Raw genomic sequence first — 26,394 nt, 5'->3', positions numbered from 1 at the left:
CCCCGACCGGAGGACCGATGCCAGCCGATCCCGCGGCGATCGCCGCCCACGCCGCGCTTCTGCAGGCCGACATCCGCGCGCTGACCGACTGCGCCGTACGCCTGCGCGAGATCGAGGCCCGGCTGGCGGCCGGCGGGACGCCGCCATGGCTGCGCGAGGCGATCAACGCCCACCTCGCCGCCTGCGCGGCCGCCGCCGCCGACCTGACCACGGCGGCGGCGCACCTGCGCCACTGCGCCGAGCGGACGCGCCGCTGACGCGCCCGCCCGCCGACTCCGCCTCGTACTGGCGCGGACCGTGCCCAGCTCGCCTCGTGCCTGGCGCGGACTGTGTTCAGTCCGCCTCGCGCACGGCGCGGACCGTGCTCAGCCCGCCTCGTGTATGGCTCGAGCCGCGCTCAGCCCTGACTCCAGGGCACCCTCGATCCATGCGTGCCACAGTGAGCAGTGCTCGCCGGCGAAGTGCACGCGGCCTTCCGGCGCCATGATCGCGTCATGCAGACTGCTCTGCTGGTGCGGCTCGAACAGGGCGAAGGCGCCGGCCGCGTAGGGGTCGTTGTACCAGGCGTGGGTGACGCCGAATTCGAAGTGGTCGTAGATGTGGGGATGGATCTTGGCGACGTCCTCGAGGGCTTGATCGATCCGCTTCTGCGATGACATCGCCCCCCACCGCAGCGCGTCCTGGCCCCAGGTGTAGCTGGCCAGCAGGATCGAGCGTTCGTCGGGGCTGGGATGCGAGGGATAGCAGATGCGCCGGATCGGCAGGTCGGTGACCGTGGTGCCACCGACGATGCCGTCGGTCTGCTCCCAGAACGGCCGCCGTACCTGAAAGAGGATCTTGGTGGAGGCGTTGTAGTTGAGCTCGCGGATGGCCCGCTGTTTGCGGCGGGAGAAGGCGGGCCGGGTCTCGACGTCACGCAGCACCGAGAACGGGATCGTGCAGATGGCGTAGTCGCCGGTGAGCGTCGTCCGGCCCGATCCGGTCCTGACGTGCAGGGTGACCGAGTGGTCGTCCTGCTCGATGGCGGAGACCTCGTGACCGAACCGGATGTGGTTCCTGAGCTCGTGGTAGAAGGCGGTCGGCAACCGGTCGGCGCCGCCCTCGATCTCCTGCATGTCCTCGAACGCGCGCCCGATGATCTCGCGGAACTGCTCGATGACCGCCGCGTTGAGGTTGGCCTCCCGGAAGCTCATGACGCCGTAGAGCTCGATGGCCCCCTCGGAGAATCCGCGTTCGCGAAGGAAGCTGCGGATGGAGTAGCGGTCATATTCGGCGCAGATGCGGTCGAGCGCGTTCTCGCCCTCCTGCGCGTAGAGGTCGTGGATCTCCTGGGTGGCGGTGCGCCACAGGTCCTCGTAGGTGCGCCCGTGCTCGTGCTCGGCCAGGCCGAAGTCGATGATGTCGGGGTTGTTGTTGAGCTCCTTGATCGTGGTCCTGACGCCCTGGATGTAGGCCAGGGCACGGGGGTTGCCCATGACGAACGGCCGCAAGGTCAGCCCGAACCTCTCGCAGTAGGCGAGGGTGAGGTCGTGCACGCGCGGGATCCGCATCGCGCCCGCCTCGGCGTAGAGGCCGGGCGCGAATCCGCGCAGGGTGAGCACGCGCCCGCCGACCCGCTGCTGGGCCTCCAGGACGACGGGCTCGTGCCCCTGTCGCATCAGCTCGTAGGCGGCGACCAGACCGGCCATTCCGCCACCGATGATCAGTACGCGTTTGTGCGGCCGGCCACCGGCGGCCAGTCCGTGCTCGGCCGCCGCGACCAGGTCCGCGGGCACTCTGAGGTCGTGACTCGGTCGGGGCGCTCCGGCGGCCACCATCTCCGCGGGCATGGCCGAACCGAGCGCTGTCGACGGGTTCTCTTCCAGGGCGTCACACTCCTTCGTCGTCACCTAAAGCACATTTATGATCGCTTTAAGTGACGATGATCGCCAGAGGTGAGCTCCAACAACCTGCGGCTGCCCGTCGTGATCAGGGGCGGATGGCGCCGAGGAGGCGGGCACGCCAGTAGTCGTCGAGGTTGACCACCTTGACGACGTCCCCGGTCTGCGGCGCGTGGACCATCCGGCCGTTGCCCACGTACATCCCCATGTGGCCCAGTCCTCTGCTGAAGAGCAGGTCGCCGGGGAGCAGCTTCTCGAGTGACACGCGGCGGCTCGCGCCCCAGGCCCACTGGGTGTACGTCGTGCGGGGGATGCCGACGCCCGCGGCGCGCCAGGCGGCCTGGGTGAAGCCGGAGCAGTCGTAGGAGTTCGGGCCCGTGGCGCCGTACTGGTACGGCTTGCCGACCTGAGCGAAGGCGAACTGCAGCGCGGCGCGGGCGTTGCCGGAGGCCGGGCCGGTGTACTTGAGGCCGGTGCTCTTGGGGTCGCCGGCCTGGAAGGTGCCCAGCTTCCGCAGGATCTTGGTCTGCTCGGCGATGAGCTTCTCGACCTCCGTCTTCTGCCCGCGTACCTTGTCGCGCGCGGAGTCGGCCTCGGCCAGGACGGTCTTGGCGTCGTTGCGGCGATCGCGCAGGTCCTTGGTGGTCGCCTCGAAGGCGCGCAGTTTCGCCGCCCTGTCCTGCGCTATCTGGTCGAGGGCGGCCATGCCGCTCAGGGTCGCCTCGGGGGTGCCCTCGACGACGAAGCGCTGCCAGCCAGCGAACTCGCCGGACTGGTAGTCGCTCACCGCCGCCGCGGCGAGGTCTCTGCGCAGGGCGTCGGCCTGTACGCCCTTGCGGCCGACATCGGCGTTGAGGACGTCGTACTTCTTCTTGGCCTTCTGGTAGCTCTCGGTGGCCTGGTTGTACTGCTCGACCACCTTGTCGGCCTGCTCGTTCAGCTTGACCAGCTTGGCCCTGGCCTTGGCCTTGGCCTGCGGGGTGGGCGCCGGCTCGGCCACGGCGCTCCCCGGGGCGGCGGCCCATGCGAGCGACGCCAGCGCCGCGGCCATCGCCATCCGCCCAAGCCTTGTCGGCACGGCCACTACGATGCCTCCTCGTAACAGTCCACCGTTGGCCGGAACCGTAGAGAAGTGATGGCCTGTTCGGCGCAGAGGCGGCCTGAGTGGTTCCGTACTAACGGCGATAGGGGTGTGGTGCGCCGACCCATGAGGAGATACGCGCGCGGACCCCGGGGCGTTCAGTGGGCAACCGAGCGGACATGAATGCGCCCCGGCATCGCGGGTGCGATGCCGGGGCGCTCGTGCTGCTGTCAGCCCCGTACGGCTGTCAGGCCTTGAGCTGCCGTCAGGAGTGGGACTTGACCCGGAAGGTGTCCTCGATGCCGCAGGACGGGCCGTTCTGTCCGCCGATGCGGACGGAGTCGAAGAAGTCGCGGTAGCTGGAGAAGAAGTTGCCCTTGCCGCCCGGAGTCGTCACCGCCGAGCAGCCGCCGTAGTTGGCTTCGGAGTAGAGGTGGATGTAGGAGCTCGTCCGGTTCCAGTCGGACTTGCCCCGGTCGGCCATGTTCAAGGCGGCGAGATCCGGCGTGTCGCTCTGGATCTCGATGATGTCGCCCGTGCCGTCGAGGCCGGAGAACATGCAGTAGTTGCCGTCATGGCACCGGTCGTAGCCCGTGGCGGCCTGGGCGGGAATGGTCGGCAGGATGGCCAGCGCGGCGGCTGCGATCGGTAGCGCGAGCATCTGAAGCTTCTTGCCCATTGCCCCTCTTCACGTGAAACTTTCCTTCGATGACGGGTTCGAACATACATGATGCGATCTTCCCGGCGGAAGGGTTGTGATCGAGAGAAGGGCCGTGTCACACGGGCATGCGCGACTCCGGCGTCACGGGCCGGGGCGCTTCCGGGGCCGCGAGGTCGGCCAGCCGCCCGGCCAGCAGCGCGGCCAGGATCACCGCTCCGGTGACGAGTATGAACACCCAGAACGGTGTGCCCCAGAGCGCCAGCTGCCCCTGGACCAGCGACAGGAAGAGCACCGCGAGCACGGTGCCCGCCACGCCGCCCCGCTTGCCGTGCACGCTGATCCCGCCCAGCAGCACCGCGGCCAGGGCCGTGAAGGTGGTGGTCCAGCTCGAAATGGGGCTCGCCGCGTGGAGGCGGGTCAGCAGCGCCACTCCGCCCAGGGCGGCGAGCAGGCTCGACCCGCCCAGTCCGACGAGGGCGCCGAGCCACACCGACTTCAGGCGCAGGGCGCTCCAGGCCAGCGCGCCGCCCAAGGACACGATGACGAACAGCACGAACCACAGATAGCCCGGAAAATCACCGCCGAGCTGGAAGCTAACGGTCTGGCCGTCCGCTATGGCGACGACCATTGCCTCGCAGGCCACGGCCGCGCCGAGGGTCACGGCCCATGCCGGAGCCGAGAGCGCGGCGACGAACAGGCCCAGCACGAGCCCGCCGACCGTGGCGAGCACGATCGCGATGATCGCCGCGGCCCAGCCAAGTCCCTGCGTCGCCAGCGACGCGGTGACCATGCCGGTCAGGGCGGAGATCGACCCGACGGCCATGTTGGGCGTCCCGGCGCGGAACGAGAGAGCCAGCCCCGTGGCCACCAGCCCCAAGGGCCCGGCCTGTGCCAGCACGTTGACCAGATGCACGCTCGGCGCGCTCAGCAGCGCCACCACGATCATCCCGATCGTGGCGAGTCCGAGCAGACCTTCCCAGACGAGAACGACAACTCGCATAGGGGCGATCATCCTCGCGTGCATGACCGCAATTCAAGAGCGTCCTGTCGCTGTCGATCGGCGCCCCGGTGGCTGAAGAGGCCGGGACCGCGCTCAGCCGGAGAAGTTCAGGATGACGTACTCGTACTCGCCCGGCGCCGCTCGTTTGAAGGTCCCGTCTCCGTCCAGGTCGATGAAGACGGTCAGATACAGATCCTTCTTCTGGTCGGCCAGGAGCGTCGAGGCGCCGTCCTTGAAGACCGTGGAGAACAGGACTGAGTCCTGGGAGGCGGAGCTGTGTCCGACCCGGTCGCCGATCAGGTAGTTGTGGCCGCGGTTGTTCAGGTACAGGGTCCCCGAGCCGTGCTCGTAGTCGGCGATGCCGGTCCCCGGTCTGAAACACGGATGGTCGGCCACCTTGCCGCCGTCGTCCACGGAGAAGACCGAGTCGTCCGTCCACGCGCAGACCTGGGCCGCCGTGTCCTTGGGGAGGGTGGGGAAGCGCAGCTCGAACGGGCGGCGCTTCATGGTGACGGTGGTGATGGGCCGGTCGAGGTCGGTGATGGCCATCGGGCCGGCCGCGTTGTCCTGCCAGAACTCCAGCCCCAGGCGCGGTGAGCGGGCCACCTGCGCCGCGGGCGTGGGTGTAGGTGTAGGCGTGGGCGTGGCCGTCGGAGACGTTGCCGAGGGCGATGGGCTGGAGAGGGTCTGCGATGTCCGGTCCCGGGTGAGGGCGACGGCCGCGGTCACCGTGAGGGCGATCACGAGGGCCCCCGCGAGCGCCGCGCCGGCGATCACGCCGCCGCGCGCACGGCCCGGCTGTGTCGGAGCGGGCGTGGCGGGCTGCGGCGTGACCGGCCAAGGACCCTGCCGGGGGGCCGACGGGGTCCCCAAAGGCGGCGGGGTCCCCAGGGGTGGTGATGCGCCCAGAGGCGGTGACGTCCCGTGCGAAGCAGGAGAAGCGGGAGGCGTTGTCCCGTACGAAGGGGGACCCGGCTGCTTGTTCATCAGGCCGAGCAGCACCTGCCGGGCGGTCGGCCGCCACGAGGGATCCTTGTGCAAGCAGGCGGCAACGAAGCCGCGTAAGCTCCCGGTCAGCAGGCCCAGATCGGGCTCGGCGTTCAGGATGCGGTTGATCACGGCGGGCAGCGGTTCGTGCCCGAACGGCGGCCGGCCGTTGGCCGCGAACGCGATGGTGCACCCCCACGCGAACATGTCCAGCGGCGGACCGGCGGGGTGGCCGGACAACTGCTCGGGCGACATGTACGCCGGGGTGCCCACGACCCCGCTGACCGTGGCGGCGGTGGCGTCGATCGGGCGGGCGATCCCGAAGTCGATGACCCGGGGACCGTCGGCGGCCAGGAGCACGTTCGCGGGCTTGAAGTCGCGGTGCACCACCCCCGCCGCGTGGATGGCGCCCAGCGCCGTGGCGGTCGCGATGGCCAGCCGGTCCAGGTCCGCGCCGCCCAGAACCCCGTTGTCGCGCACCGCGTCCTGCAGCGACGGGCCTTCGATGTACTCGCTGATGACGTACGGAGGGTCGGCGTCGGGATCGGCCGCCAGGACGCGGGCCGTGCAGAACGGCGCCACCCGCTGCAGGGACGCCAGCTCCCGGTGGAAGTGCCGCCGGGCGTCGAGGTCGTGGCCGAAGGGGGCGTGCAGGAGCTTGACGGCCGCCTGCTGCCCGCTGGCGGACGTGCCCAGGAACACCGTGCCCTGCCCGCCCTGGCCGAGCCGTCCCTTCAAGGCGTATCCGGCGACCGCCCGGGGATCGGTCGAGCGGAGAGGTCGCATCAGGCCCTCTCGTGCATCTGCATAGAGCCGATTGTGCCGGATCACGGGGTTGTGTGCCCATGCGCCCTCGGCGCCGCGAGACGAGGAGTGTCGCGCGCCACACCCACTCGGGAAGTCACATCCGCTTAACCCGTATATGTCATGATCCACGGGATCTTGTGGACCTTGTGACAGGAGAAGGATGATCGCACTGGCACGTCGTACGCTGCACGCCGTTCTCGCGGGCGGCCTGGCCGCCGCGGTGGTCTGGACGGCGGGCGCACCGGCGGAGGCGGCCGTCGCCGCCGCCGTCTCGGTGGACTTCACCCAACCGATCCGGACGATCGCCCCCACCGACTTCGGCATCGGGATCACCGGGTACGGCGAAGGCTCGTACATCACCAACGACACCAAGCACCGCGACCGGCTGCGCGCTCTCGGCGCCGGCCGGATGCGGATCGAGCTGCACTACCAGGAGCCCGGCAACCATGACAGCCCGATCGTCTGCGGCGGCTACAAATGCGCCACGGAGGTTTCGGGGGACGCCTGGATCACCGCCATCCGCGACCTCGGCGCCGAACCCGTCGTCATCCTCCAGGTGGACGGACGGCAGAGCGCGGAGGTGAACCGCGGTGACGCGGTGGCCCTCTACAAGCACTTCGCGGCGACCGGCAAGCCGGTCCAGCGGTTCATTCTCGGCAACGAGCTCAACTGCACGTGCACGCCCGACAAGCCGGAGATGACGGCGGCGGAGTACAGCAGCCGCTTCAACCTGATCACCGACGCCCTGCGGGCCGAGAACCCCGCGGTCAAGGTGGGCGGGCCGGCTACGGCGTGGGACGACCGCTCCTACATCAAGACGTTCCTCGAAGGCTCCGGCAGCCGCGTCGACTTCGTCGACTACCACGACTACGGCGCCGGCGACGATCAGATCACCGACGAACAGCTCCTCGGCAGCGTGATCCGCACGTACGAGACCGACATCAAGGAGGTGAGCGCGCTCGCGGAGTCCATACTGGGCCGGAAGATCGACATTCAGATCGGCGAGTTCAACTCCGACCACAAGGACGACGACGGCCACCGTACGCTCACCCACTTCAACACGGTGTGGGGCGCGGCGGCGCTCGGGCAGATCCTGCACGCGGGCGCCAGCGCCTACCAGTACGGCGACAAGAACGGGCAGCTCGGCCTGACCAGCGAGAAGGGTGAGGGCAGCATTCCGCGCAACGAGCCCCTGCCCATCTACCACGGCATCGGCATGTACACCGGTGAGGGACTGTTCCGGCCCTTCGGCAAGACCATCGTCAAGGCGAGCGCGAACAACGACAAGCTGCACGTCTTCGCCTCGGACCAGAGCAAGAACGTGGTCCTGGTCAACGTCGGCGCGGACCCGATCGACGCCGCTCTCGCGCTGACCGGGCTTACGGCGGGGACCGCGGCGATCTGGCAGAGCACGTCGGACGCCTGGACTCCGCACCGGACCGGAACCGCCACCATCTCCGGCGGCAAGGCCACGGTGACGCTCCCGGCCGGCTCGGCGACGACGCTGGTGATCGACCAGCAGGGGCTGTCCGCGACGTACTTCGACAACGCCGACCTCACCGGCGCCACGGTCACCAGGATCGACCCCACCGTGAACTTCGACTGGGGCTCGGCCGCCCCGGCCCCCGCCATCGGCGCCGACACCTTCAGCGTGCGCTGGACGGGGAAGGTCGTGGCCGACAAGGCGGAGACCTACACCTTCGTCACCACCAGCGACGACGGCGTACGGCTATGGGTGGACGGCAAGCCGCTCATCGACAACTGGACCGACCACTCCAAACGCGACGACACCGGCCAGATCGCCCTGACGGCGGGGGCGCACGACATCAAGATGGAGTTCTACGACAGCGGCTATGACGCCATCGCCGAGCTGCGATGGGAGAGCTCCACCCTGCCCCGCCAGATCATCCCGGCGGAGAAGCTGCTCGCCGGATAACCGAAATCCGCGCCCGTTCCGGTGCGGGCCCACCCCACCCAGGGGCGGGCCCGCACCGGCTGGTGCCGGACCTTCTTCTTCCGCTCCCCGGAGGGGGTGTCGCTCCTGGGGACCTCTGCCACGACGGGCCGTCTTCTTCCGCTCCCCCGAAGGGGGTATCCCTCCCCAAGGGACGCCGGCCACCACGGACCGTCATAGGACCGCACTTGACACCCCGATCCGGGGGTAGGGCTTTCTCACCCCGGCGAACCCGGAGAAGAGGTGCCCGGATGATCACCAGCTTGACCCGGCTCTGCGGTCTCGGTGTCGAGGCCGCGGAGACGTTCGCCCGCAACGGCCTGCTGCGCCCCGTGCCGCCCGCGAACCTGGCGCGCATGATCGAGGCGTTCCGGCACTTCCGCGTCACCCCCGCCACGGGCGTGGCCATGGCCGCCGCGCGCTGGCCCGATCGCCCCGCCATCCACGACGAGGACGGCTCCCTGACGTGCGCCGAGCTGGACGCGCGGGTGGCGGCGCTGGCCTCGGCCCTGTACCACCGGTTCGGCGTACGGCCGGGCCAGACCGTGGCGATCATGTGGCCCAACCACCGCGGCTTCGTCGAGGCGCTGGCGGCCGTCTCCCGGCTGGGCGCGGACCTGCTGCTGCTCAACACCGGCCTGGCCGGCCCGCGCCTGCGCGAGGTACTGGAACGCGAGGACGTGCGCACCCTGATCGCCGCGCCGGAGCTGCCGACGGTGGACTTCGCCGGGACCCGCGTCAGCGACCTGGACGAGCTGGTCGCGACCGCCGCCGGACCCGAGCCCCCGGCGCCGCGCCGGCCGGGACGGCTGGTGCTGCTCACGTCCGGGACGACCGGCGCGCCCAAGGGCGCGCCACGCCGGCTGTCGCTGACCGCGCTGGCCGAGCCGTTCACCTCGATGCTGGCCACCGTGCCGCTGCGCAGCGGCGAGCCGATCTTCATCGCGCCGCCGCTGTTCCACGGTCTCGGCCTGCTCTGGTACGGCGTGGCGCTGGTGCTCGGCTGCCCGGTGGTGCTGAGGCGGCGCTTCGATCCCGAGACGGTCCCGCGCGTCCTCAGGCGTCATCGGGCCACGGCGATGGCGGCCGTGCCCGTCATGCTGAAACGGCTGCTCGCCCGCGGAGGTGTCCCGTCGCTGCCGGACCTGCGCGTGGTGGTCTCCGGGGGGTCGGCGCTGCCGCCGGATCTGGCCACCGCGTTCATGGACGCCTACGGTGACGTGCTCTACAACCTCTACGGCTCCACCGAGGTCGGCTGGGTCACCCTCGCCACCCCCGCAGACCTGCGTGCCGCCCCGGACACCATCGGGCGTCCCGTGCGCGGGACCACGGTCCTGATCGCCGGCCCGGACGGCCGCGAGCTGCCCCCGTACGAGGTGGGCCGCGTGCTCGTGGGCGGCGGACTGACCTTCAGCGGCTACTCGGGCGGCGAGACCGGTGCTGGAGGTGCCGCAGGGGAGGCCGGCGGCTTGCTGAGCACCGGCGACCTCGGGCATCGGGAGGGGCGGGGGCTGCTGTTCATCGACGGCCGCGAGGACGACATGATCGTCTCGGGCGGCGAGAACGTGTTCCCCCAGGAGGTGGAGAACCTCCTGGGCCGGCAGCCGGGCGTCGCCGACGTGGCCGTCCTGGGCGTACCGGATGAGGAGTACGGCCAGCGCCTGGCCGCCTACGTGGTCCGGATGCCGGGCGCGCGGCTGTCGGCCGACGAGCTCAAGCAGGCGGTCAAGTACGAGCTGGCCGGGTTCAAGGTGCCGCGCGACATCGAGTTCGTGACGACCCTGCCCCGCAACCAGACGGGGAAGGTGGACCGGCGGAAACTCGCCGGTGGCACGATGAGCTCATGACGACCCCATCGCTCAGTGTCGACGAACTGCTCACCACCACCCGAAGCGTGCGAAAGCGCCTCGACCTCGACCGCTCCGTCCCCATCGAACTGGTGCGGGAGTGCCTGGAGATCGCGCTGCAGGCGCCCAGCGGCGGCAACCGCCAGGGCTGGCACTGGATCGTGGTCACCGACCCCGAGCTGCGCGGGCGGATCGGGGAATACTACGTGCGCTCGGCGCAGGCGTACTTCTCCTCCGGGAGCGTGACCGCGAGCATGTCCCAGGACGATCCGGCCCGCGCCGAGGTGCAGCAGCGCGTCGCGGCGAGCGCCGTCCACCTCGCCGAGCACATGGGGGAGGTGCCGGTGCTGGTGATCCCGTGCATCCAGGCATCTCGGCTCCCCGAGGGGAACCAGGCCGGTCTGTGGGGGTCGCTGCTGCCGGCGGCCTGGAGCTACATGCTCGCGGCGCGGGCGCGCGGGCTGGGCACGGCGTGGACCACCCTGCACCTGGCCTACGAGCGCGAGGTGGCCGAGCTGCTCGGCCTCCCCGACGATATCCGGCAGGGCGCGCTCATCCCCACCGCCTACTACACCGGGGACACCTTCAAGCCCGCCTCGCGCCTGCCGCTCGACGACGTCCTCCACCTGGACCGCTGGAGCGGGGCGGGCGCCCAGGCCGGCTGACGCGAACCGATCTGACGGGCGCCGCCCTCAGCAAGGGCGTGTACAACAGTGCCTATGTCAGAGGGGCCTTTGCCAGAGGGGAATGGGGAGAACCGGGAGGACCTGTCCGCCGTCGTCGCGGCGGTCCTCACCGGCTCGCGCCTGCTCGTCGCCATCGCGGTCCGCTCGCTCGGCGCGGTCGGGGACAAGGTCACGCTGCCGCAGTTCCGCATGCTCGTGGTGCTGGCCGGGCACGGGGCGACCAAGCTCGTCGCCATGGCCGAGCTGCTCAACGTCAACCCCTCCACGGCCATGCGGATGGCCGACCGGCTCGCCGCCGCCCGGCTGATCGTGCGCGAGGTCAACCCGCGCGACCGCAGGGAGAGCCTCATGCGCCTGACCGACGAGGGACAGCACATCGTGGACCAGGTCACCGCCCGGCGCGGCGAGGAGATCACCGCGATCATCGCGCGCATGCCGGCCGAGCAGCGCCGGGCGCTGCTCGGGGCGATGACGGCCTTCACCGAGGCGGGCGGTGAGCCGCCGGAGAGCGCCCTGCACCCGCTCGGCTGGCCGGACGTCTGAGAGAAAAACCTTTGCCTAGGGCAAAAATTGCATTCTGCTATGAACGGTGCCGCCCGCGCCCCCGTACCTCCTTCTGAACAGTCCAGACCCGAAGGGGGTGACGGCGTGCGACTGCGACATCGCCGTCCCGTTCTCGCCATCGGCGGCGCCGCCGCGCTCCTGGCTCTCGGCGCGTGCGCCGGCCTGCCCAGCGTCCAGATTCCCAGCGTCCAGATTCCCAGCGCGACGGTCGTGCCGACCGTCGGCAGCGCGCCGCCCGCCGCGGCCGGGACGGTGAAGGACGACAGTACGTGGGCGACCAAGTGGGGCCCGTTGTCGGCGGCCGACCGGGAGCTGATCATCAAGGTCCGGCTCGCCACCCTGTGGGAGATGACCATGGCGCAGCAGGCCCAGACGCGGGCCAGTACCGCGCGGGTCCGGCAGGTCAGCAAGGAGATCGCCGCCCAGCACAGTGTTCTCGACGAGCAGGTCCTCGCTCTCGCGGCCAAGCTCAAGGTGCAGCTGCCGATCAAGCCGACCGACCTGCAAAAGGAATGGATGGATGACATCTCCAGCCGGTCGGGCAAGGAGTACGACTCGACGTACGTGAAGTGGCTGCGCCTCGCGCACGGCCAGATCTTCGCCCTGATCGGCGCCGTGCGCGGCAGCACGCAGAACACCCTGGTCCGGCCCTTCTCCGAGAAGGCCAACGCGGCGGTGCTGAACCATCAGCGGCTGCTGGAGAGCACCGGCCTGATCAACCCCGACGCCTTCCCGTCCCCACCGGCCGCCTGAGCCCGGCCGGGGCAGGCGCTCGACCTGGGTGAGCGCCTGCCCCGACCGGGTTACGGCAGCCGGCCGACCTGGGCGAGCGCCTGCTTCAGCAGCACCCCCTGGCCGCCGGTCATCTCCTGCTGGACCAGCGGGGACGCGGCCTCCTCCGGCGTGAACCAGACAAAGTCGAGGGCGTCCTGGCGGGGCCGGCAGTCACCGGCGACCGGGACGATGTAGGCGAGCGACACCGCGTGCTGGCGCGGGTCGTGGTAGGGCGTGACACCCGGTGTCGGGAAATACTCGGCTATCGTGAACGGCTGCGGCGACGCCGGGACCTGGGGCAGCGCCGTGTGGCCGAGGTCCTTCTCCAGATGCCGCAGGAGCGCGTCGCGGACCCGCTCGTGGTGCAGCACACGTCCAGAGACCAGCGCCCGGCTGACCGTCCCGTCCGAGGCGATGCGCAGCAGCAGGCCGACGCGGGTCACCACGCCGGTTTCGTCGACTCGCACGGGCACGGCGTCGATATAGAGGATCGGCATCCGCCCCCGCACCGACTCCAGCTCCTCCGGAGCGAGCCAGCCGGGCACAGTTTCGGTCTTTTCGGTCATCTGCCGATCGTACGTCCCAGCGTCCCATGATCCACGCGGACCCGCCAAGCTTCGGTAAAGCCTATGGCCGGAGGCGTCAGGCGGGCGACCGTCCGGTAATGAATCAGTCCATGAGCGATGTGTGGCGCCGGACCCCGATCAGCGCCGACGGCGCGATCGGCGCCGCCGCCGAGCACCCCGGGCGGCGCGACCCGCGCTACCTCGCCCGGCGCCGCGCGTTCGCCGAGCTGGCCCGCGGCCACCGGGTGGGGGACCCGGCGCCGCCGGTGGACTACACCGAGAGCGAGCACGCCACCTGGCGCCGGGTCCATCGCGCGCTCGACGGCGCGCACCGGGCGCACGCGTGCCGGGCCGCGCTGGAGGCGCGGGAGGAGGTCCGCGTCCCGGCCGACCGCATTCCCCCGCACGCGGTGGTGGGCGCCCGGCTGCGGCGGCTGACGGGGTTCGAGCTCACGCTGGCCGGGGGAGTGGTGGCGAACAAGCGGTTCCTCGGGTCGATGGCCCTGGGCTACTTCCACGCCGTGCAGTTCGTCCGCCACCCGGCCGTGCCGCTGTACTCGCCGGAGCCGGACATCATCCACGACATGTTCGGCCACGGCATCCATCTGGCCGCGCCGGAGTTCGCCGCGATCTACCGGCTGATCGGCAACGCCGCGACGCGGGTGGAGACGGAGAAAGCGCTCCAGATCATCAGTGATCTGTACTGGTTCACCCTGGAATATGGGGTTCTGGAGGAGGGCGGGAGGCCGAAGGCGTACGGGGCGGCGCTCCTGTCGTCGTACGGCGAGATCGAACGGATCGGCCAGAGCCGGATCCGCGACCTGAACCCGCTCGACGTGCTGGCCACCCCCTACGAGATCTCCGGATACCAGCCCGTGCTGTTCGGCGCCCGCTCCCTGACGCACGTGGCCGACACCCTCGCCGCCTTCCTCGACACCTTCGACGACGACGCGGCCGCGCGACTGCGACCACAGGGCTGAGAAGCGGCGACGTCGGCGCGACGCCGCCTGACGGCGGTGGCGCGCTGCGGCGTGGACCAGGAGCTCGGCGCTGCTGGCCTGGCGCGGGCTGCCCGCCGACTCTCCGCGCGGCGGCCACCGCCTCGACGTGACCGGCCTGCTCCTGCTCTCGCCCGCGCTGGCCGCCCTCATGTACGGACTGACGCGGGTGGGCGCCGAAGGCGGGTTCGGCCACCCGGCGGTGCTCGGCCCGCTGGCGGCCGGGGCGCTGCTGCTGACCGGCTTCGCCTACCGCGCGACGCGCACCGCGGACCCGCTCATCGACCTGCGGCTGTTCCGCACGCGGGCGTTCGCCGTGTCCTCGGCGCTGCTGTTCCTGTCGGGGCTGGCGATGTTCGGGTCGATGCTGCTGCTCCCTCTGTACTACCAGCAGGAGCGCGGCGCGAGCGTGGTGGCCGCGGGGCTGTCATTGGTGCCGCAGGGGCCGGGCAGCCTCCTCGCCAGGGGGCTGGGCGGCGTCACCGACCGCATCGGCCCCCGGCCGGTCGTCCTCTCGGCGGCTCGTTCGGCACCGCCGTGCTCGCCGTCATCCTGCAACGCCGGCTCGCCGACCATATGGGGGACGCGTTCGGCCACACGTTCGCCTGGGCGTTGGCGTTCACCGCCCTCGCCGTCGTACCGGCCCTCTGGTATCAGCGCACGTGACGGTATCAGCGCACGTGACGGGCGTCACGGCAGCTGTTTGTCGTACAGCCACGACGACAACAGCGGCCCGACAGGCAGGGCGGTGTGCCGCCGCATGTGCGCGATGAACGCCTCGGTGCTGACGTTCCCGTGCCGGTGAGCGGTGGTCCAGTCCCGCAGGTGCCAGAAGAACGCCTGGTCGCCCAGCGTCCGCCGCAGCGCGTGCAGGGTGAGGGCCCCGCGCTTGTAGACGCGGTCGTCGAACAGCAGCGCCGGTCCCGGGTCGGCCAGCACGAAGTCCTGGGGGAGCACCTCCAGGCGGCGCCGCCAGCGGGCGGCCAGCTCCTCGGCCGGCTGCCCGCCGGACGCCTCCGACCACAGCCACTCGGCGTAGGTGGCGAAGCCTTCCTGCAGCCAGATGTCGTTCCAGCAGGCCACGGTCAGGCTGTTGCCGAACCACTGGTGCGCCAGTTCGTGCGCGACCAGCCGCTCGTGCCCGCGCCGGCCGTCGACGTGGTTGCGCCCGAAGATCGCCATGCCCTGGGCCTCGACCGGGATGTCGAGGTCGTCGTCAGCCACCACGACGGTGCAGGTGGCGAACGGGTACGGGCCGAACCGGTCGGTGAACAGCGCCATCATCTGGTCCTGACGGCCGAAGTCGTGGCGGGCGCGCGTGCCGAGCCGGGGCGGGTGGGCCAGGCGCGTGCGGCCCACGTCCGTGAACTGGTAGCGCCCGACCTGCACGCTGGCCAGGTAGCTCGCCATGGGCTCGGCCTGCTCGTACACCCAGGTCGTGGTGCCCGCCGACCGGGACTTGCCGGCGAGCACGCCGTTGGCGACCACCTGGTACGGCGAGGCGGTGGTGACCGTGATCCGGTAGGACGCCTTGTCGTCGGGCCGGTCGTTGCACGGGAACCAGGAGGGCGCGCCGATGGGCTGACTGGCCACCAGCGCGCCGTCGCTCAGCTCCTCCCAGCCCAGGCCGCCCCACGGGCTCCGTACCGGCCGGGGACTGCCCGTGTAACGGACCTCCACCATGGCGGTGTCCTCGGCGAGCAGCGTTGACGGCAGGCCGACGCGCAGCTTGCCGTCGCGATGCGTGTAGCGGGCGCTGACGCCGCCGACGGTGACGCCGACCACGCGGAACTGGCCGAAGTCCAGCTCCAGGCCGTCGAGCGGCTCGTGCGCGACCACCGACAGCCGGGCCGTGCCGTCCAGCCAGTTGGTCGACACGCGGTACTTCAGCGCCAGTTCGTAGTGCGCGACCCCGTACCTGAGATCGCCGTGCGAGGGAAAGTACGACGTCATCGCCAGGCCGCGATGGGATTGCCGAACCATCGGGAGCCGTCGGGAACGCCCTCGCCGCGCATGACCAGCGAGGCGGGGCCGATCGTGGCGTCGGCGCCCACCCGCGCGGCGGGCAGGATCACGCCGTGCGGGCCGAGCGTCGCGCCCCCGTCCAGCGTGACGGTGTCCATGCTCATGACCCGGTCGTGGAACAGGTGCGTCTGCAGCACGCAGCCACGGTTGACGCTGGCGCCGTCGCCGACGCTCACCAGGTCCGCCTCGGGCAGCCAGTAGGTGTGAAGGGTGACCCCATGCCCGATGCTTGCCCCGAGTGAGCGCAGCCACACGTTCAGGGGTGCGGTTCCCAGCCACGGTTCGGCGAACCAGGGCGCCGCCAGCACCTCCACGAAGTTGTCCGCCAGCTCGTTGCGCCAGACGAACGAGCTCCACAGCGGCCGGTTGCCCGCCGCGATCCTGCCCACCAGCGCCCACTTGGCGGCGGTCGCCACGGCCGCCGCGACCACCCCGGCCGCGAGGAACAGCACGCCGCCGAGCAGCGCGGCCACCGCGAAGCCGTACGACGCCGCGAGCCACTCCACCGCCCCGGCGGTCAGTACGGCCAGCGCCACCGTGCCCATCGCGGGCACCACGCGGCAGAGCTCGACCAGCGCGCGGGCCACCTTCAGCCGCGCGGGCGGGTCGTAGGTGCGGCTCCGGTCGCCCTCCTCGGTGGTACGGCGCAGCTCGACGGGCGGCATGCCCAGGTACGACGAGCCGGACTTGGCCTTCTTCGGCGTCGCCGACAGCACGCCCACCAGGCCGTCCTTGGGCACCTTGCGGCCCGGCGCGGTCATCCCCGAGTTGCCGAGGAAGGCCCGCTTGCCGATGCGCGCCGTCGCGATGTGCATCCAGCCGCCGTCGAGCTCGTACGGGGCCACCATCGTGTCGTCGGCCAGGAAGGCGCCGTCGCCGACGGAGGTCATGGTGGGCAGCGCGAGCACGGTCGACAGCTCCACGCCACGGCCCACCTTCATGCCGAGCGCGCGCAGCCAGGCCGGCGTCAGCACGCTCGCGTACAGCGGGAACAGCCAGACCCGGGCCGCGGACATCAGCCGGCCCGTCGCCCACGCCTGCCACGCCTGGCGGCTGTGCACCGGATGGTGGCCGGGGCGCAGGCGGATGCCGAGCAGCCGCACGCTCACCAGCGTGACCAGCGCGAACACCGCCATGCCGACGACCGTCGCGAGGGGCACGCCGATCAGCGCGCCGGTGAGCGCCGCGCCGAGGGTGCGTGCGTCCCCGGCGTAGCGGGCCAGGACCGCCAGGCCGGACACGACGGCGACCGCGGGGAACAGGCTGAGCACGACGGCCGACAGGCCGTAGACCAGCACCCAGCGCCGGGAGCGGGCGGCCCGGTCGGCCGGCCGCGACCTGCGCGACTTGCCCTGCCGGGAAGCCGGGGCACCGGCCCAGCGCTGCCCGGCCGGTACGCTGCCCGCGACCGCCGAGCCCGGGGCGATCTGGGCGTTCTTTCCGACCTTGGTGCCGGGCAGCAGCGTCGAGCGGGAGCCGACCGTGGCGCCCGCGCCGATCCGGATCTCGCCGACGCGCAGCACGTCGCCGTCGTACCAGTAGCCGCTGAGATCGACCTCCGGCTCGACGGAGGCGCCGCCGCCGAGCCGGAGCAGCCCGGTCACCGGGGGAGCGGAGTGCAGGTCGGCGTCGGGGCCCACCTGGGCGCCGAGCATCCGGGCGTACAGGCCCATCCAGGGCGCGCTGGCCAGGTCGGGGACACCGAGCCTGGCGGCCAGCTGTTCGGCGAACCACAGCCGCAGGTGCACGCCGCCGCCGCGCGGATGGCGGCCGGGCCGTACGCGGCGCAGCAGCAGCCGGGCCGACCCCGCGGCCAGGCCCATCCGTCCCGGCGGCGTGACGAACACCAGCCAGCCCAGCGCCACCCACCACCAGGACAGGGCAGGAGCCCAGGGCGGCGCGAGCAGGTTGCCGAGTGTCGCCAGCAGCACGATCCAGCGCATGGCGCCCGCCGTGAGCAGCGGCACCATCAGCGCGGCCTGCGCCGCCGAGGCCCGTACGGGCATCGGGGCCACCGCCCGGCGCGCCGACTTGGCCGGGCCACGCGTGGACAGCAGCTCGGCCAGCCCGGCCAGCGTCGGGTGCGCGTAGACGTCGCCCACGGCCACGTCGGGGTAGTCGGCCCGCAGGACCGACACCAGCCGGGCCGCGGCCAGGCTGGTGCCGCCGTCGGTGAAGAAGTCGGCCTCCGGCCCGCCCGGCGCGACGCCGAGGACGTCGCTCCACCGCTCGGCCAGCCAGGACTCGACCGGGCTCAGCTCGCCGGGTGCGGCGGCCGAGGTGCCCGGCTCGGTCAGCGGCCAGGGCAGCGCGTCGCGGTCGATCTTGCCCGAGGTACGCGTGGGGAGCGCGTCGACCATCGCCAGGCGGGGGACCAGGGCGGCGGGCAGCGATTCGGCCAGCAGCTCGCGGGCCTCCGCGAGGTCGAACCCGTCGCCCGCCACGAGGTAGCCGACCAGCAGCTGGTGGCCGCCACCGGCGGTCCGCACCGCGGCGGCCGCGCCCGTGACGCCCGGCAGCGCCTGCAGCGCGGCGTCCACCTCGCCGAGCTCGATCCGCCGGCCGCCCAGCTTCACCTGGTCATCGGCCCGGCCGAGGAAGTAGAGCCCTTCCGGCTCGGCGCGTACGAGGTCGCCGCTGCGGTAGGCGCGTTCCCAGCCGAGTGACGGCAGCGGCGTGTACTTCTCGGCGTCCTTCACCGGATCCAGGTAGCGGGCCAGGCCCACGCCGCCGATGATCAGCTCTCCGGTCTCGCCCATGGCCACCGGGTCGCCGGACTCGCCGACCACGGCCAGATCCCAGCCGTCGAGGGGCAGCCCGATGCGTACGGCCTCCGCGCCGGTGAGCCGCGCCGCGCACGCCACGACCGTCGCCTCGGTGGGGCCGTAGGTGTTCCAGACCTCTCGTTCCGGTACGGCCAGCCGCTCCACCAGCTCGGGCGGGCACGCCTCGCCACCGAAGATCAGCAGCCGGATGCCGTCGAGCGACTCGACCGGCCAGAGCGCGGCCAGGGTCGGCACCGTCGAGACGGCCGTGATGCCCTGCGCGGCGAGCCAGGGTCCCAGATCCATGCCGGTACGCACCAGCGACCGGGGGGCGGGCACCAGGCAGGCGCCGTTCCGCCAGGCCAGCCACATCTCCTCGCAGGAGGCGTCGAAGGCGACCGACAGGCCCGCGAGGACCCGGTCGCCGGGGCCCAGCGGGCGGTCCTGGAGGAACAGGCTGGCCTCGGCGTCGACGAACGCGGCGGCGGAGCGGTGCGTCACGGCGACGCCCTTGGGCTTGCCGGTGGAGCCGGAGGTGAAGATGATCCAGGCGTCGTCGTCCGGCTCGGGCTGCCGCGGCGCGTGGCCGTCGTGGGCGGCCGGCGACTCGGGCGTCATGGTCCGGATGACCAGTCTGCCGGTCAGCTCGTCCGCCGCGTCGTCGGCCGGGCCGTCACCCGTTCCGCCGATCAGCTCGTCGGCCGGGTCGTCGCTCGCTCGGCCGGTCACGATCGCGGAGACGGCGGCCTCGGTGAAGACCAGCTCGGCGCGCTCCTCGGGGTCGTCGGCGTCGACGGGGACGTACGCGGCGCCGGCCGCGAGCACGGCGAGGATCGTGACGTACAGCTCGACGGTGCCGGACGGCACGCGCACGCCCACCCGGTCGCCGCGGCCGACCCCGGCCGCCGTGAGCGCATCCGCCACCCGCGCCACCTCGGCGCGCAGCCGCCGGTAGCCGAATCGGGTGGTCCCGTCGTCGAGCGCGGGTTCGTCCGGGTGGAGGCGCGCGGTCTCGTCGAGGATGTCGAGCAGGGTACGGGGTGCCGACGCCAGCGGGCCCGCGGGATAAACGGCCCGTGAAGCAATTCTTAACGGCTCGAAACGGTTAATGTCTTCGATATGCTCGATATGTAGGAGATCGGCTGCGTATGGGCGCAAATACTGCTCCTCAAGTCGGGCGGAGCCGACCCTGCCGCATCCTGCTGCCCCTGAAGGGGCTCTGAAGGGCACACGCTGCGTCCGCCGCCTTTGTGGCTTTTGCGCCACCGGGATACCAACAGTCGCACATCGGCCGTCTATTCCGATCCGGCGGCGCCTGCGGGGGCGCGCGGGTAGGAGTCTACTTTGTAAAGGCGGCGGCGCGCCTGGTCCTCAGCTCACGCACGCTTGGCAATGGCGGTGATCCACGGCTGCACCAGCCGCGCCGCCAGCGGCCCGAACGCGGCAAGGATCAGCACATATGCCGCGGCCAGCGGCCCGAGATCGGGGTGGGCGCCGGCGGTCACCGCCAGCCCGGCGATCACGATGTTGAACTCACCGCGAGGGATCAGCGCGATCCCCGCTCGGGCCCGTCCGGCCTTGCCGATACCGGCCCGGCGGGCGGCGTAGAAGCCGGTGAGCAACTTGGTGACCATGCTGACCACGGCCAGCAACACGGCCAGCCCGGCCACCGGGCCGATCTTCGTCGGGTCGGTCTGCAGGCCGAAGAAGACGAAGAAGACGGCCGCGAACAGGTCCCGCAGCGGGGCCAGCAGCGCCTGGGCGTCCTCCGCCAGCTCCCCGGACAGCGCGATGCCGACCAGGAACGCGCCGACCGCGGCCGACACCTGGAGCTGCTGGGCCACGCCGGCCACCAGCAACGCCAGACCGACCACCTTCAGCAGCAGCACCTCGGAGTTGGGGCTGCGCACGAACGCCTCGATGAAGCGGCCGTAGCGCAGCGCGACCAGGAGCACCACGCTGACCGTGCCCAGCGCGATGGCCACGGTGACCGCGCCGCCCACCAGGCTCAACCCGGCCAGCAGGGCGGTCAGCACGGGCAGGTAGACGGCCATCGTGAGGTCCTCGAAGACCAGGAGCGACAGCACCACCGGCGTCTCGCGGTTGCCGATCCAGCCCAGGTCCGACAGCACCTTCGCGGTGATGCCGGAGGAGGTGGCATAGGTGACCCCGGCCATCGCCACCGCCGCCACCGGGCCCCAGCCCAGAAGTAAGGCGCAGATCGCACCCGGTGCCGCGTTGAGCACCAGATCCACGAGCCCGGCCCGGGCGTTGCCCTTCAAGCTGGTCACCAGCTCGTCGGCGTTGTACTCCAGGCCGAGGGTGAGCAGCAACAGGATGACGCCGAGCTCGGCGCCGACCGAGATGAACTCCTCACTGGTGGCCAGCGGCAGGATGCCGCCGGTGCCGAACGCCAGTCCGGCGATCAGATAGAGAGGGATCGGGGAGATGCCGACGCGCAGGGCCAGCGCTCCCAAGATGCCCAGCCCCAGCAGAACCGCACCGAACTCCAGAAACAGAATCGCCGTGTGATGCACTCGCGGCCCTACCCGTTGGTGATGATGTCGGCCACCGCGGCGGTGCTGTCAGCGCTGCCCACCACGACGACGATGTCGCCCGCCGCCAGGACGAAGTCCGGGCCCGGGCTGACCAGGACCTGGCCGGCGCGTACCGCCGCCACGATGGAGGCGCCCGTACGGGTGCGCACCCGCGCGTCTCCCATCGGCCGGCCCGCGTACGGCGAGTCCTCGCCGATCGGCAGCTTCTCGCTGACCAGTCCCTCGACCTCGCGGTGCAGGTCGTTGAGGCGCTGGATCACGCGCGGCGCGCCCAGCAGCTCGGCCAGCGCGTCGGCTTCCTCGTCGTTCAGCTTGACGGTCTCGCACGCGCGATCGGGGTCGGCCGGATCGTAGATCACCAGGTCCCGGCGGCCGGTGCGGTGCGAGACGATGCCGATCCGCCGCCCGGACCGCGTGGTGAACTCGTGCCGCAGCCCGATCCCTGGCAACGCCGTCTGCTCGATCTCCACCGCTACCCCATCCGGTCAAGATTTCGATTACTTGGTCAAACCGTATCAATCCTGCGTGTGGACGGTGGCGATCGTCTGGTGGGGTGAAGCAGGCCGAGCGGGATCAACGCCGTGTTATCGTCCCACCCCTGACAGTCGCCGATCGAGCCTTGGGGGAGCCATGGAACGCAGGTTCGCCGTGCGCGAGCAGCTGACGGGTGTGGTGCGGGCGGCCCTGGGGGCCGAGCGCCGGCTGGCCGACGTCACGCGCCTTCGAGGTGGCAGTAAGAAGGGCGTGTACCGGCTCCTCCTCGACGACGGTTTCACCGCCATCGCCTATATCTGGGACGCGGCCGAGAACTACTGGCCCGGCCTTCAGGTCGACGATCACGCGGATCCGTTCTCGCCCGCTTCGGGTCTGGAGTTGTTCGAGGCCGCTCATCGGCGGCTGGACGGCGCCGGGGTGCGGGTGCCGCGGGTCTATCTGGCCGACCGGAGCAGGGAGCTCTATCCGGCCGACATCGCGGTGGTCGAGGACGTGCCGGGCGGGACGTTGGAGACGCTTCTCCAGCGTGACCCGGAGGCGGCGGCTCCGGTCCTCGCGCGGCTGGCCGAGGCGCTCGAGGTGATGCGAGGCCAGGTGGGGCCGGGCTTCGGCAAGGTGGCCTGGGTCGACCGTGGCGGGGTTGCCGCGGGCCGGTCGTGTGAGCAGCTGGTCTTCGAGCGGGCGCTCGTCGACCTCGAGGAGGGGGCCGCGCGGGACGGGCGGCTCGCGGCGGCTCGCGATCGGCTGGAGGGCGTGGTCCGGGAGCTGGCGGCGGGCGTGCGGCCGCGGTCGGCGCACGCGCTGGTCCATGGGGAGCTGGGGCCGGACCACGTGCTGGTGGACGGCGCCGGGCGCCCGATGCTGATCGACATCGAGGGGCTGATGTACTTCGACGTCGAGTGGGAGCACGCGTTCCTGCGCCTGCGCTTCCACGAGCATTACCAGCCGCTGCGCTGGGACGGGCTGGATGAGCGGCGGTTGTCGTTCTACACGCTGGCGATGCGGCTGTCGCTGGTGGCGGGGCCGTTGCGGTTGATCGAGGGTGATTTCCCGGGGCGCGAGTTCATGCGGGGAATCGCCGAACACAACCTGCAGCAGGCGCTGGCTTTCGTCGAGGGTGAGATCAGAGGGTCACGGTGAGGGCGGCCAGGCGCCAGGTGCCGGGGTCGGGGGCGCGCTGCGCGGGCTCGGCGAGCGCGAGGCCGGGGTGGCGGCGCAGCAGGGTGGCGAGGGCGACTTCGGTCTGTACGCGGGCGAGGGCGGCGCCGACGCAGAAGTGCGGGCCATGGGCGAAGCCGAGATGCCCGGGTTGTCCGGCGGGCCGGGTGATGTCGAGGCGGTCCGGGCCGGCGTAGGCGCGGGGGTCGCGGTGGGCGGCGGCGATGGAGGCGGTGACCGCGTCTCCCTTGGCGATGGGGATGCCGCACAGTACGGCGTCTTCGCGGGCGTGGCGGGGGATCGTCAGCAGGGTGGGGCCGCACCAGCGGATGAGCTCTTCGACGGCGCCGGGCATGAGGCCGGGGTCGGCGCGGAGCGCGGCGAGCTGCTCGGGGTGGGTGAGCAGGGCCTCGACGGCGTTGGCGATGAGGTTGGTGGGAGTCTGGCCGGCGAGGACGAGATGCCAGATGAGGGTGACGAGCTCGGTGTCGCTGAGCCGGTCGCCGTCTTCCGCCTGGGCCTCGATGAGGTCGGAGATCAGGTCGTCGGCGGGCTCTGCCCTGCGGCGGGCGACGGCCGCCTTGGCGCCGTCGATGATCGCGGGTATGGCGGCGGCGAAGGCGGGGCCGGCGGCGGTGACGACGGTGGCGCCGTACTCGCGCCAGCGAGGGCGGTCGGGCGCGGGGATGCCGACGAGCTCGCAGATCACGTCCATGGGCAGCGGCCGGGCGAAATGGGTCATCAGATCGACGGGGCCGTGGCCGGGCAGGTCGTCGAGGAGGGCCTCGACGATGGGCGCGATGCGCGGGGCGAAGTCGGCGGCGCGGCGGGCGGTGAAGGCGGGGGCGGCCAGCCTGCGTAGCCGCAGGTGCTCGGTGCCGTTCATCTCCGACATGGTGCGCATGTAGGGGCAGTAGTCCTCGGGGACGTCGGGCCGCATGAAGCTGTCGCTGCTGATCTCGAATCGGGGGTCGCCGAGCATGGTCCTGATGTCGGCGTGGCGGGTCACGACCCACATGGGGCCGAAGCCGGGGGCGCCTACGCGGGCGATGGGGGAGATCTCGCGGGCGCGGCCGTAGGCGGTGAAGGGGTCGCGGTGCACGTCGGGGTCGGTGAGGTCGATGTGCGGAACGTCGCCGGTCATGTGTGTCCTCCACATTCGGATGTTCTCATCATACGAATGGTGAAGGTATCTTGATGATGGCTGTTCGGCAAACTCCCCGGCAGGCGCAAAATCGGTTGCCCGGCCCCGCGGCCGTCTGTTGTACTCCCTCCCGGCAACCAGTCCACCCCACCCAAGGAGCACACCGATGAGGCCAGCGTTCGTGTCCACCGCGACGGCAACAGCCACCTATCTAGAGGACAGAACGCTTGAAGCGCACGTTGAACTTGGGGATCTTGGCGCATGTAGACGCCGGTAAGACCAGCCTGACCGAGCGGCTGCTCTACGCCGCCGGTGTCATCGACGAGATCGGCAGCGTCGATGACGGCAGCACCCAGACCGACTCGCTGGCCCTGGAGCGGCAGCGCGGCATCACGATCAAGTCCGCCGTCGTCTCCTTCGTCATCGGCGACGTCACGGTCAACCTGATCGACACGCCCGGCCACCCCGACTTCATCGCCGAGGTCGAACGTGTGCTGAGCGTGCTCGACGGCGCGGTGCTGGTCGTCTCCGCCGTCGAGGGTGTGCAGGCCCAGACCCGCGTGCTGATGCGCACGCTGCGGCGGCTGCGGATCCCCACCCTGCTGTTCGTCAACAAGATCGACCGCCGTGGCGCCCAGGGCGAGGAACTGCTGCGGGCCCTCGCCGAGAAGCTGACGCCCGCGATCGTGGCGATGGGCTCGGCGCGGGACACGGGCACCCCTGACGCGGCCTTCCTTCCGTACGGAGCCGGCGACGCCGCCTTCACCGCGCGGCTGACCGAGCTGCTGGCCGACCACGACGACGCCTTCCTGGCCGCGTACGTCCATGACGAGAAGGCCGTCTCCTACCGGCGGCTGCGCCGCGAGCTCGCGGCGCAGACCGGGCAGGCGCTGGCGCACCCGGTGTTCTTCGGTTCGGCGATCACCGGCGCCGGCGTGGACGCGCTGAGCGCCGGCATCGCGGAGCTGCTGCCCGCCGCCCAAGGTGAGCCCGGCGACCCCGTCGCGGGCACGGTCTTCAAGGTCGAACGCGGCCCGGCGGGGGAGAAGATCGCTTATGCCCGGATGTTCGGCGGAACGGTACGCGTACGGGACCGGCTGCGGTTCCACGACGGCCAGGGCGAGCCCCGCGACGATCAGAAGGTCACCGCGCTGAGCGTGTTCGACCGCGGCACCGACGTGCCGCGCCCCTCGGTCACGGCGGGCCAGATCGGCAAGCTGTGGGGCCTGGCCGACATCCAGCTCGGCGACACGATCGGCGAACCGCGCAAGGACTCCGGCCGCCACCACTTCGCCCCGCCCACCCTGGAGACGGTCGTCGTCCCGGCGAGCCCCGGCGCGCTGGGCGCCCTGCGCGTGGCCCTCGCCCAGCTCGCCGAGCAGGATCCGCTGATCGACCTGCGCCAGGACGACATCCGGCAGGAGATCTACGTCTCGCTCTACGGCGAGGTGCAGAAGGAGGTCATCCAGGCGACCTTGGCCGACGACTTCGGCCTGGAGGTCGGCTTCCGCGAGACGACCACGATCTGCGTCGAACGGCCGATCGGCGCCGGCGCGGCCGTCGAGTTCAACGGCAAGGCGCCCAACCCGTTCCTGGCCACCGTCGGGCTGCGCGTCGAGCCCGCCCCGGCCGGGACCGGTGTGCGCTACCGGCTGGCGGTCTCACCCGGCGCGCTGCCGCTCGCCTTCCACAAGGCGGTCGAGGACACCGTACGGGAGACCCTGAACCAGGGCCTGTACGGATGGCAGGTCACCGACTGCACGGTCACCATGACGCATTCCGGCTATTCGCCCCGCCAGAGTCACTCCCACGCCATCTTCGACAAGAACATGTCGAGCACCGGCGCGGACTTCCGCCATCTGACGCCGCTGGTGCTGATGAACGCGCTGCGCCAGGCCGGGACCAGGGTGCACGAGCCGATGCACCGCTTCACCCTGGAAGTCCCGGCCGACACGATCGGCGGCGTGCTGCCGGAGCTGGCCCGCCTGCGGGCCGTCCCCCGCACGCCGGCCATGCGGGGCGCGTCCTGCCTGGTCGAGGGGGACATCCCGGCGGCCCGCGTACACGAGTTGCAGCAGCAGTTGCCAGGGCTGACCCGCGGCGAGGGCGTGCTGGAGTCGGCCTTCGACCGCTACCAGCCCGTCTCCGGCGCGGTCCCGGCCCGGCCGCGCACGGACCACAACCCGCTGGACCGCAAGGAGTACCTGCTGCACGTCATGCGGCGGGTCTGACCGGGAGCGGCCGGGATGCTTTCGGCGGATCGGTGGGGGCAAAGGGGGAGATGTCGCTATTGTTGTGACGCGCGCCTCAGTGTCACCTCCGGCGCCTCTGGTGACCACGGTCACCGAGGCAGGGCCCGAGGGGCAGGCGGATGGGACAGTCACGGGGACAGGCGCGCTGTACGGCGTCCCGCCCGTCGAACGGGGACAGGGACCGGGTCGCTC

The 26,394-nt window shown here is 71.5% G+C and carries 21 protein-coding genes; 10 read left to right on the top strand and 11 right to left on the bottom strand.

Translation table 11 applies throughout. The annotated features are described in order from the left end of the window. Nucleotides 1–17 precede the first annotated feature (17 nt). On the top strand, nt 18–257 hold the full coding sequence (locus tag LDL49_RS32905) for a hypothetical protein (RefSeq protein ID WP_225296839.1): 240 nt from the start codon (nt 18–20) through the stop codon (nt 255–257). A gap of 108 nt (nt 258–365) precedes the next feature. Here LDL49_RS32905 and LDL49_RS32900 read toward each other — a convergent pair whose 3' ends face one another. From LDL49_RS32900 to LDL49_RS32880, 5 genes are all read right to left on the bottom strand, one after another. Next, the gene (locus LDL49_RS32900) at nt 366–1,889 is read right to left on the bottom strand and encodes a flavin monoamine oxidase family protein (RefSeq protein ID WP_225296837.1); all 1,524 of its coding nucleotides are present in this window, start codon (nt 1,887–1,889) and stop codon (nt 366–368) included. A gap of 79 nt (nt 1,890–1,968) precedes the next feature. Beyond that, complete coding sequence (locus LDL49_RS32895; protein ID WP_225296835.1) at nt 1,969–2,958, bottom strand: C40 family peptidase; 990 nt, start codon at nt 2,956–2,958, stop codon at nt 1,969–1,971. Nucleotides 2,959–3,226: 268 nt separating this feature from the next. After that, complete coding sequence (locus LDL49_RS32890) at nt 3,227–3,640, bottom strand: peptidase inhibitor family I36 protein (RefSeq protein ID WP_225296833.1); 414 nt, start codon at nt 3,638–3,640, stop codon at nt 3,227–3,229. A gap of 97 nt (nt 3,641–3,737) precedes the next feature. After that, entirely contained in the window at nt 3,738–4,622 is an 885-nt protein-coding gene (locus LDL49_RS32885) for a hypothetical protein (RefSeq protein WP_225296830.1), read from the bottom strand. Between the two features lie 93 nt (nt 4,623–4,715). Continuing rightward, nucleotides 4,716–6,395: a serine/threonine protein kinase gene (locus tag LDL49_RS32880; RefSeq protein WP_225296828.1), complete on the bottom strand. Its 1,680-nt coding sequence runs from the start codon at nt 6,393–6,395 to the stop codon at nt 4,716–4,718. Nucleotides 6,396–6,576: 181 nt separating this feature from the next. Here LDL49_RS32880 and LDL49_RS32875 point away from each other — a divergent pair, with 181 nt between their 5' ends. The 5 genes from LDL49_RS32875 (at nt 6,577) to LDL49_RS32855 (ending at nt 12,220) form a co-directional block, all read left to right on the top strand. Beyond that, on the top strand, nt 6,577–8,352 hold the full coding sequence (locus LDL49_RS32875) for a PA14 domain-containing protein (protein WP_225296826.1): 1,776 nt from the start codon (nt 6,577–6,579) through the stop codon (nt 8,350–8,352). 269 nt (nt 8,353–8,621) lie between these two features. Further along, nucleotides 8,622–10,217: an AMP-binding protein gene (locus LDL49_RS32870; RefSeq protein WP_225296824.1), complete on the top strand. Its 1,596-nt coding sequence runs from the start codon at nt 8,622–8,624 to the stop codon at nt 10,215–10,217. Next, entirely contained in the window at nt 10,214–10,882 is a 669-nt protein-coding gene (locus LDL49_RS32865) for a nitroreductase family protein (protein ID WP_225296822.1), read from the top strand. Before LDL49_RS32870 ends, LDL49_RS32865 begins: the two co-directional genes overlap by 4 nt. A gap of 54 nt (nt 10,883–10,936) precedes the next feature. Next, nucleotides 10,937–11,446, top strand: coding sequence for a MarR family winged helix-turn-helix transcriptional regulator (locus tag LDL49_RS32860; RefSeq protein WP_225296819.1), 510 nt, complete (start codon nt 10,937–10,939; stop codon nt 11,444–11,446). 105 nt (nt 11,447–11,551) lie between these two features. Next, nucleotides 11,552–12,220, top strand: coding sequence for a DUF4142 domain-containing protein (locus LDL49_RS32855; RefSeq protein ID WP_225296817.1), 669 nt, complete (start codon nt 11,552–11,554; stop codon nt 12,218–12,220). 50 nt (nt 12,221–12,270) lie between these two features. On the opposite strand, the gene LDL49_RS32850 is transcribed toward LDL49_RS32855, so the two are convergent. Next, on the bottom strand, nt 12,271–12,807 hold the full coding sequence (locus LDL49_RS32850) for an NUDIX hydrolase family protein (protein ID WP_225296815.1): 537 nt from the start codon (nt 12,805–12,807) through the stop codon (nt 12,271–12,273). A gap of 110 nt (nt 12,808–12,917) precedes the next feature. Here LDL49_RS32850 and LDL49_RS32845 point away from each other — a divergent pair, with 110 nt between their 5' ends. Together LDL49_RS32845 and LDL49_RS32840 are read left to right on the top strand one after the other, a co-directional pair. Further along, on the top strand, nt 12,918–13,787 hold the full coding sequence (locus tag LDL49_RS32845; protein WP_225296813.1) for a phenylalanine 4-monooxygenase: 870 nt from the start codon (nt 12,918–12,920) through the stop codon (nt 13,785–13,787). Between the two features lie 127 nt (nt 13,788–13,914). After that, on the top strand, nt 13,915–14,610 hold the full coding sequence (locus LDL49_RS32840) for an efflux MFS transporter permease (protein ID WP_225296811.1): 696 nt from the start codon (nt 13,915–13,917) through the stop codon (nt 14,608–14,610). Here the strand turns inward: LDL49_RS32840 and LDL49_RS32835 are convergent. The 4 genes from LDL49_RS32835 to LDL49_RS32820 all read right to left on the bottom strand — a co-directional run bounded on the left by LDL49_RS32835 (nt 14,496) and on the right by LDL49_RS32820 (nt 21,623). Then, nucleotides 14,496–15,758, bottom strand: coding sequence for a M1 family metallopeptidase (locus tag LDL49_RS32835; RefSeq protein ID WP_225296809.1), 1,263 nt, complete (start codon nt 15,756–15,758; stop codon nt 14,496–14,498). The genes LDL49_RS32840 and LDL49_RS32835 overlap by 115 nt on opposite strands. Continuing rightward, nucleotides 15,755–19,753, bottom strand: coding sequence for a Pls/PosA family non-ribosomal peptide synthetase (locus LDL49_RS32830; protein ID WP_225296807.1), 3,999 nt, complete (start codon nt 19,751–19,753; stop codon nt 15,755–15,757). The genes LDL49_RS32835 and LDL49_RS32830 overlap by 4 nt, the downstream gene beginning before the upstream one ends. Before the next feature lie 218 nt (nt 19,754–19,971). After that, nucleotides 19,972–21,132 (bottom strand): cation:proton antiporter, encoded by a 1,161-nt coding sequence (locus tag LDL49_RS32825; RefSeq protein ID WP_225296805.1) that lies wholly within the window; start codon nt 21,130–21,132, stop codon nt 19,972–19,974. 8 nt (nt 21,133–21,140) lie between these two features. Then, entirely contained in the window at nt 21,141–21,623 is a 483-nt protein-coding gene (locus LDL49_RS32820) for a cation:proton antiporter regulatory subunit (protein ID WP_225296803.1), read from the bottom strand. A 160-nt stretch (nt 21,624–21,783) separates the two neighbouring features. On the opposite strand from LDL49_RS32820, the gene LDL49_RS32815 reads away from it, so the two are divergent. Continuing rightward, nucleotides 21,784–22,788 (top strand): phosphotransferase family protein, encoded by a 1,005-nt coding sequence (locus tag LDL49_RS32815; RefSeq protein ID WP_225296801.1) that lies wholly within the window; start codon nt 21,784–21,786, stop codon nt 22,786–22,788. Here the strand turns inward: LDL49_RS32815 and LDL49_RS32810 are convergent. Next, nucleotides 22,772–23,950 (bottom strand): cytochrome P450 family protein, encoded by a 1,179-nt coding sequence (locus LDL49_RS32810; RefSeq protein ID WP_225296800.1) that lies wholly within the window; start codon nt 23,948–23,950, stop codon nt 22,772–22,774. The two genes, LDL49_RS32815 and LDL49_RS32810, sit on opposite strands and share 17 nt — an antisense overlap. 227 nt (nt 23,951–24,177) lie before the next feature. Here LDL49_RS32810 and LDL49_RS32805 point away from each other — a divergent pair, with 227 nt between their 5' ends. Continuing rightward, a complete protein-coding gene (locus LDL49_RS32805; RefSeq protein ID WP_225296798.1) occupies nt 24,178–26,181 on the top strand; it encodes a GTP-binding protein in 2,004 nt (667 codons plus the stop codon). Nucleotides 26,182–26,394: the final 213 nt, after the last annotated feature.

Origin of the sequence: Nonomuraea aurantiaca (genome assembly GCF_020215705.1) — a bacterium.
Classification (GTDB): domain Bacteria; phylum Actinomycetota; class Actinomycetes; order Streptosporangiales; family Streptosporangiaceae; genus Nonomuraea; species Nonomuraea aurantiaca.
Note: the sequence above shows the minus strand (reverse complement) of the source record. Positions and strands in the feature narration are given on the sequence as shown.

Excerpts from the sequence above, each read along its gene's own strand:
- LDL49_RS32835 (WP_225296809.1), bottom strand. The coding sequence starts at position 15,758 with ATGACGTCGTACTTTCCCTCGCACGGCGATCTCAGGTACGGGGTCGCG.
- LDL49_RS32860 (WP_225296819.1), top strand. The coding sequence starts at position 10,937 with ATGTCAGAGGGGCCTTTGCCAGAGGGGAATGGGGAGAACCGGGAGGAC.
- LDL49_RS32875 (WP_225296826.1), top strand. The coding sequence starts at position 6,577 with ATGATCGCACTGGCACGTCGTACGCTGCACGCCGTTCTCGCGGGCGGC.
- LDL49_RS32865 (WP_225296822.1), top strand. The coding sequence starts at position 10,214 with ATGACGACCCCATCGCTCAGTGTCGACGAACTGCTCACCACCACCCGA.
- LDL49_RS32810 (WP_225296800.1), bottom strand. The coding sequence starts at position 23,950 with ATGACCGGCGACGTTCCGCACATCGACCTCACCGACCCCGACGTGCAC.
- LDL49_RS32850 (WP_225296815.1), bottom strand. The coding sequence starts at position 12,807 with ATGACCGAAAAGACCGAAACTGTGCCCGGCTGGCTCGCTCCGGAGGAG.
- LDL49_RS32905 (WP_225296839.1), top strand. The coding sequence starts at position 18 with ATGCCAGCCGATCCCGCGGCGATCGCCGCCCACGCCGCGCTTCTGCAG.
- LDL49_RS32815 (WP_225296801.1), top strand. The coding sequence starts at position 21,784 with ATGGAACGCAGGTTCGCCGTGCGCGAGCAGCTGACGGGTGTGGTGCGG.
- LDL49_RS32885 (WP_225296830.1), bottom strand. The coding sequence starts at position 4,622 with ATGCGAGTTGTCGTTCTCGTCTGGGAAGGTCTGCTCGGACTCGCCACG.
- LDL49_RS32880 (WP_225296828.1), bottom strand. The coding sequence starts at position 6,395 with ATGCGACCTCTCCGCTCGACCGATCCCCGGGCGGTCGCCGGATACGCC.
- LDL49_RS32845 (WP_225296813.1), top strand. The coding sequence starts at position 12,918 with ATGAGCGATGTGTGGCGCCGGACCCCGATCAGCGCCGACGGCGCGATC.
- LDL49_RS32890 (WP_225296833.1), bottom strand. The coding sequence starts at position 3,640 with ATGGGCAAGAAGCTTCAGATGCTCGCGCTACCGATCGCAGCCGCCGCG.
- LDL49_RS32870 (WP_225296824.1), top strand. The coding sequence starts at position 8,622 with ATGATCACCAGCTTGACCCGGCTCTGCGGTCTCGGTGTCGAGGCCGCG.